The organism is Streptomyces sp. NPDC000229, assembly GCF_040300825.1.
GTDB lineage: Bacteria > Actinomycetota > Actinomycetes > Streptomycetales > Streptomycetaceae > Streptomyces.
Genome location: NZ_JBEPEL010000150.1, coordinates 1 through 6494 on the forward strand (window position 1 = coordinate 1; position 6494 = coordinate 6494).

Genomic DNA, 6494 nt, shown 5'->3' on the forward strand with positions numbered 1-6494 from the left:
TCCGCTGCGGCTCGACGAGCCCCTCCGCCTCCAGGAACCTGATCTTGGAGATCGTGACCTCGGGAAACTCTTCACGCAGCTGATTGAGCACCGTCCCGATGCTCACCAGCTGATCGGCCGCGCCGGCGGTGCCGTTGCCGGCACCGCCCGTCGTGGTTCGCAGCATGGGCCTCCCCTGCCGGGTCACACGCCCCGCTGGCTCGCGTAGAAGACCAGCCGGTACTTGCCGATCTGCACCTCGTCGCCGTTCGACAGCGGAACCGAGTCGATCCGCTCCCGGTTGACGTAGGTGCCGTTGAGGCTGCCGACGTCGGAGACGGTGAAGCTGCCGTCGGGCGACCTGCGGAACTCCACGTGACGTCGCGACACGGTCACGTCGTCCAGGAAGATGTCGCTCTGCGGGTGGCGCCCGGCCGTGGTCAGGTCGCTGTCGAGCAGGAAGCGGCTGCCCGAGTTCGGACCGCGCCGCACCACCAGGAGCGCCGAACCGAGCGGCAGCGCCTCGACGGCCGCCTGAGCCTCGGGAGACAGCGACGGCAGCTGCGTCTGGCCGGTGACCTCGGAGTCGTACGCCTCCAGGCCGGAGATCGAGATCGTCGACGTCGTCTCGGACGCGCGCTCGGCGGGGGCACCCCCGCGCAGCGGCGCACCGCAGTTGGAGCAGAACCGGCTCGCCTCGGCGTTGCGGTGCCCGCACCTCGTACACACCGGCATGGACGAATCCTCCTGCCGCGGCTGGCCCGCGTGGGCGCTCGTCGCGTACGGGTCGGGCGTAAACCCTCCACCCGTACTCGAGGTTGATGGTTCCCCGAAACCTATGCGGCCGGGACCGGCAGGGTCAACAGACGCGCCCTGGGCCCCCGGAATGTCACCACCCGGGCCCGCGACCTCATCACGGAAGAGCGGGCGCTCGCCGCTCTGCTCCTCGGTCTGGCCATGGCGCGACACGCGATGCTTGGCAGTGTTGCTGCCGTCCTCGCGTGCGCTCTTTCCGAACAACTTCGCAAACAACTTCACGGGCGATTCCCCTTGAACGAAACAGACCCGCCCGTGGGGCAGGACGAACCCTGAATGAACACACCTGCCGACCCGGACACCATCACAACGTCCGTATCCTCCGGACAGTTTCCATCACGCACCACATGTGTGATGCGCCGACCCCCCGCAACCTCACGTCCTGGCACCCGTCTTCCGGTTTCCCTACGTCCCCGTACCCCGGACCCCGCTCCCCGGTCCGGCCTGCCACCGAAGACGGCCCCTGGCCGCGTGTCCCCCATGTACCCCCGCCTCACTGCGATGACGACCGAGCGTAGTCAGGCCGCTCCGCCGGTCGCAAGGCGTCAACGACGATCTTCTGCGACCGCGCGACCGTGGCTGTGGCCTGCTCCTTCTCCAGCGTCTGCACGACGCCCCCCGGGATGTTCAGCGCCGGTTCGAGGTCCTGCGGCTTCCCGATGACCTTGAAGCGGTACGGTGCCTCGATCCTCTTGCCGTCCACCTCTATCTCTCCCGCGTCACCGGAGAAGTACGAGTCGGCGACGACCCGGACGCCATTCACCTGGATCGCTTCCGCGCCCGCCGCCCGAAGTTCCTGGATCGCGTCGAGCAGCATGTCGGACTCGACCGCACCGGCGCCGTCGCCGATGGTGAGCGTGATGCCGGGCCCCTGGGCCGCCACGGTACCGGCCAGGATCCCCAGCTGCCGCTCCTTCTCCAGCGTCTGCTTGCGCGCCTCCTCCGCCTGGTCGGAACTGGTCTCCAGCTCCGTGCGCTGGTCCTCCAGGCGCGCCTTCTCGTCCTCCAGGCGCTGCGTACGGTCGTCGAGCTCGTCCAGGATGCGCACCAGGTCCTCCTGGCGCGCGCCCCGCAGGGCACCGGTGTCGCTGGTCGAACGGACCTGGATGGCCAGGCCCAGACCCAGCCCGAACAGCAGCACGGCCACGATGAGTTGCGCCCGTGTGACGCGCGGCGGCCACAGGCCCGCGATCAGCCTCTGCCGACCGGTCTGCGGCTCCGGCCGCGACGTTGGGGCAGCAGTGGGGTCGGGTGCAGGGTTCGGTGTCTCTTCGTTGCTCATCGGCCTCACGCCCGGAACACGTGCCGCCGGATGGCGGCGGCGTTGGAGAAGATCCGGATGCCGAGCACGACCACCACACCGGTGGAGAGCTGTGCGCCGACGCCCAGCTTGTCGCCGAGGAACACGATCAACGCGGCCACGACGACGTTCGACAGGAAGGAGACGACGAAGACCTTGTCGACGAAGATCCCGTCGAGCATGGCCCGCAAGCCGCCGAAGACGGCGTCCAGGGCGGCCACGACAGCGATCGGCAGATAGGGCTCGACCACCGCCGGCACCTCGGGCCGGATGAACAGTCCGACCACGACTCCCACGACGAGGCCCAGTACGGCGATCAAGATGTGCCCTTCCCAGTGTCGGCCGTGCCCTGCCCGTCACCCGTTCCGGTTCCGGCGTTGCCCGGCTGTGCTGTACGTACGATCAGGCTCGGCGCAGCCGGCAGACGCACCTCGCCCTGGTCCGAAATGCTGGTGCGGATACCGTAGTTCTCCTGCAGCACGTGCAGGTACTGCCCGTCGGCACTGTCCTGGAACGTGGTGCTCAGCTTTTTTCCGTCCCCTACCGCCAGCACCGTGTACGGCGGCACCAGCGGCTTGTTGTCGACCAGTATGGCGTCGCCCGCCGCGCGGATCGCCGACAGGGCGGTCAGACGCTGCCCGTTGATGGCGATGGCTTCCGCACCCGCCTGCCACAGCCCGTTGACGACCCGCTGCATGTCACGGTCGCGGACCCGGCCCGTATCGGCGAAGCCACTGCTCTCCCGCGGCCCGCCGCCACCCGCGTCGGTGTCCTTGGCGTCGTCGACGACGAGCTTGACGCCCGGCCCGTGGACCGGCGTCGCCCCCGACAGCAGCGCGACGAGCTGCCCCTGGTCCCCACCGTGCTGTTCCAGCGCCTTGCGCTGCCGCTCCCCCACCTCTGCGCGCAGCCCCTCGATCTCCTTCTCGAGGCGGTCCGCCGCCGACGTCTCGGACTCGATGCGGTCGATGAGCTCCTCGCGCTCCTTCGCCACCACCGGTGCCGATATCTGCGCCTGGGCGGCACCGAGCGTGACCACCAGCGCGGCCAGGACGAGGCCGGCCGCCAGCCCCAGCTTCGCGCGCAGCGTACGGGGCAGGCCGCCGCCCTCGGCGGCCCTGCGGGCCGAGGCCTCCGCGTACCCGTCGTCGAGCGCGTGGTCCATCACATTGGTCAGCAGCGACATGGACGCGTCGGGACGAGAAGGCGGGGAGCCGGTGCTCCGAACGGGGGGCTGCTGCGACATGCCGCACATCGTCGCACGTCGGAGGGGCTACCGCCGAATGGCCCCACCGGTGTGCCGGAAGGCGCCGTGCGGCACCTCCCGGCACACCGTTTCACGTCGGCGTCAGCGGCCCGCGCTGTCCACCACGGCCGCCCACTCGTCCAGCAGTGCCTGCGCGGACGCGTCGTCCGGACCCTCCGCCCACAGATGGGTGACGGCCTCCGCCGGGTCGGGCAGCACCATCACCCAGCGGCCGTCGGCCTCGACGACGCGGACGCCGTCGGTCGTGTCCACGTGCCGGTCCCCGGCCGCCTCCACGACCCGCCGCATCACCAGGCCCTTGACGGCCCACGGCGTCGCCAGGTCCCGCTTCAGCACATGCGCCCGCGGAATGCGCGCGTCGATCTGGCTGAGGGTGAGCTGTGTACGCGCCACCAGCCCGATCAGCCGCACGAACGCCGCCGTACCGTCGAAGACGCTGCTGAACTCGGGAACGATGAACCCACCGCGGCCATCGCCACCGAAGATCGTCGACTCCTCGCGCCCGACCCGGGTCAGGTCGTCCGGAGACGTCGTCGTCCAGTCCACCTGCGTGCCGTGGTACGCCGCGACCTGCTCGGCGATCCTGGTGGTCGTCACCGGCAGCGCCACGCGCCCGCTGCGCCGCTCGGCGGCCACCAGGTCCAGCATCACGAGGAGTGCCCGGTCGTCCTCGATGATCCGGCCGCGCTCGTCGACGAGCGACAGCCGCTCGCCGACCGTGTCGAACCGCACCCCGAACGCCGCACGCGCCGACGCCACTATCTCCCCGAGCCGCACCAGCCCCGCACGGCGGGACTCTGCGGACTCGGTGGGCCGCGACTCGTCCAGACCGGGGTTGATCGTCAGCGAGTCCACCCCGAGCCGCCCGAGAAGGCTGGGCAGCACGAGCCCGGCGCTTCCGTTGGAGGCGTCGACAACGACCTTGAGGCCGGCGTCGGCGACCCCGGACGTGTCGACATTCCGCAGCAGGGACCCGGTGTACGAGTCGAAGACGCTGGAGGGGAAGCTCAGGTCTCCGATCTCGCCCGGGAACGCCCGCCGGTACTCCTGGCGTGCGTAGACCCGGTCCAGCTTCCGCTGCCCCGCCTGCGACAGGTCGGCGCCCCGCTCGTCGAAGAACATGATGTCCACCGAGTCGGGCACACCCGGCGTCGTCCGGATCATGATGCCGCCGGCGCTTCCCCGCGCCGTCTGCTGCCGCGCGACGGGCAGCGGCACGTTCTCCAGGTCGCGTACGTCGATGGCGCTGGCCTGCAGCGCCGAGATCACGGCACGCTTGAGCGCCCGCGCGCCTCGGGAGTGGTCACGAGCAGTGGTGACCGTGGCCCCCTTCTTCAGCGTCGTCGCGTACGCCCCCGCCAGCCGTACCGCCAGCTCCGGCGTGATCTCGACGTTCAGGATCCCGGAGACACCGCGCGCCCCGAAGAGATGCGCCTGCCCACGCGACTCCCAGATCACCGAGGTGTTGACGAACGCGCCGGCCTCGATGGTCTTGAACGGATAGACGCGGACATTGCCCTGAACGATCGATTCTTCACCGACGAGGCACTCGTCACCGATCACGGCGCCGTCCTCGATCCGAGCGGCCCGCATGATGTCGGTGTTCTTGCCGATCACACAGCCACGAAGGTTGCTGTGCTGCCCGATGTAGACGTTGTCGTGAACAACCGCTTTATGCAGGAAAGCGCCGCTCTTCACGACCACGTTCGAGCCGACGACAGTATGTTCGCGGATCTCCACACCGGCCTCGACCTTGGCATAGTCGCCAATGTAGAGAGGCCCTCGGAGAACGGCGTCCGGGTGCACCTCGGCACCCTCGGCGACCCACACACCGGGAGAGATCTCGAAGCCGTCGAGTTCGACGTCCACCTTCCCCTCGAGCACGTCGGCCTGCGCCTTGACGTAGCTCTCGTGGGTGCCGACGTCCTCCCAGTAGCCCTCGGCGACATAGCCGTAGATCGGCTTGCCTTCCTTCATGAGCTGCGGGAACACGTCACCGGACCAGTCGACCGGAACATCCGCTTCGACGTAGTCGAAGACCTCGGGCTCCATGACGTAGATACCGGTGTTGACCGTGTCGGAGAAGACCTGGCCCCAGGTGGGCTTCTCCAGGAAGCGCTCCACCTTCCCTTCCTCGTCCACGATGGTGATGCCGAACTCCAGCGGGTTCGGTACGCGGGTCAGGCACACCGTGACCATCGCGCCCTTTTCCTTGTGGAACGCGATGAGGTCGGTCAGATCGAAATCAGTGAGGGCATCACCGGAGATGACGAGAAAGGCATCGTCTTTGAGTGCCTCTTCTGCGTTCTTGACACTCCCCGCAGTACCGAGTGGCTTCTCCTCATTGGCATAGGTCAGTTCCATGCCGAGCTCTTCACCGTCACCGAAATAGTTCTTTACGAGTGAGGCGAGGAACTGCACGGTCACGACGGTCTCATTGAGCCCGTGCCGCTTGAGCAGCCGTAGCACGTGCTCCATGATCGGCCGGTTGGCCACCGGCAGGAGCGGCTTGGGCATGCTCGAGGTCATGGGGCGAAGTCGGGTTCCTTCGCCACCGGCCATTACGACGGCCTTCATGTCGGAAGCGTCCTCCTTGCAGAGACGACGGTCAAGCCGACTTCACCCGTCCGGGACAGTGGTCCGCTCACAACAAACAGGCACTGGCAATGACTGCACTGCACCGGACAGTCGGGTTCAATCGGCCACGGTGTCCGCCTTGACAAGTCGGCGGACCTGGACCACATACAGGATCCCTGCCCACCAATAGAGTGTTGTACCCCATCCGGCGAACGCCCACCCGAAAACTTCAGCGAGTGACGAAAGCCAACCACTGCCGTCACTGAGCAGGAGGAGCGGGAACGCGTACATCAAGTTGAACGTCGCCGCCTTGCCCAGGAAGTTCACCTGCGGCGGCGGATACCCGTGCCGGCGGAGGATTCCCACCATCACCAGCAGCATCAGCTCACGAGCCAAAAGAGCCATGGTCAGCCAGAGCGGCAGGATCTCACGCCATGTCAGACCGAGAAGAGTGGAAAGGATGTAGAGCCGGTCGGCCGCCGGGTCGTCCCCGCAGGGGTCGGCGGCGCTGCAACGGTTCCCCCTACACGTGACCCAGGGCCGCCGGCCCCGAGG

At 68.2% G+C, this 6494-nt stretch carries 6 protein-coding genes and 1 pseudogene; all 7 read right to left on the reverse strand.

The window, feature by feature from the left end; all coding sequences use genetic code 11:
* Nucleotides 1–166 (reverse strand): annotated as a pseudogene (locus tag ABT360_RS34950) (MerR family transcriptional regulator); the annotation flags it as partial.
* A 17-nt stretch (nucleotides 167–183) separates the two neighbouring features.
* Nucleotides 184–1125, reverse strand: coding sequence for an FHA domain-containing protein (locus ABT360_RS34955; RefSeq protein ID WP_444852379.1), 942 nt, complete (start codon nucleotides 1123–1125; stop codon nucleotides 184–186).
* A 163-nt stretch (nucleotides 1126–1288) separates the two neighbouring features.
* Nucleotides 1289–2077 carry a DUF881 domain-containing protein gene (locus ABT360_RS34960; RefSeq protein WP_351825734.1) on the reverse strand — a complete coding sequence of 263 codons (789 nt, stop codon included), beginning with the start codon at nucleotides 2075–2077 and terminating at the stop codon, nucleotides 1289–1291.
* Nucleotides 2078–2082: 5 nt separating this feature from the next.
* On the reverse strand, nucleotides 2083–2415 hold the full coding sequence (locus ABT360_RS34965) for a small basic family protein (protein WP_064068997.1): 333 nt from the start codon (nucleotides 2413–2415) through the stop codon (nucleotides 2083–2085).
* Nucleotides 2412–3341, reverse strand: a complete 930-nt coding sequence (locus ABT360_RS34970) for a DUF881 domain-containing protein (RefSeq protein WP_351825737.1) — start codon at nucleotides 3339–3341, stop codon at nucleotides 2412–2414. Before ABT360_RS34970 ends, ABT360_RS34965 begins: the two co-directional genes overlap by 4 nt.
* A 102-nt stretch (nucleotides 3342–3443) precedes the next feature.
* Nucleotides 3444–5939, reverse strand: a complete 2496-nt coding sequence (locus tag ABT360_RS34975; protein ID WP_351825739.1) for a mannose-1-phosphate guanyltransferase — start codon at nucleotides 5937–5939, stop codon at nucleotides 3444–3446.
* 117 nt (nucleotides 5940–6056) lie between these two features.
* Nucleotides 6057–6494, reverse strand: a 438-nt coding sequence (locus tag ABT360_RS34980; protein WP_351825741.1) for a CDP-alcohol phosphatidyltransferase family protein, incomplete at its 5' end; no start/stop codon positions are given.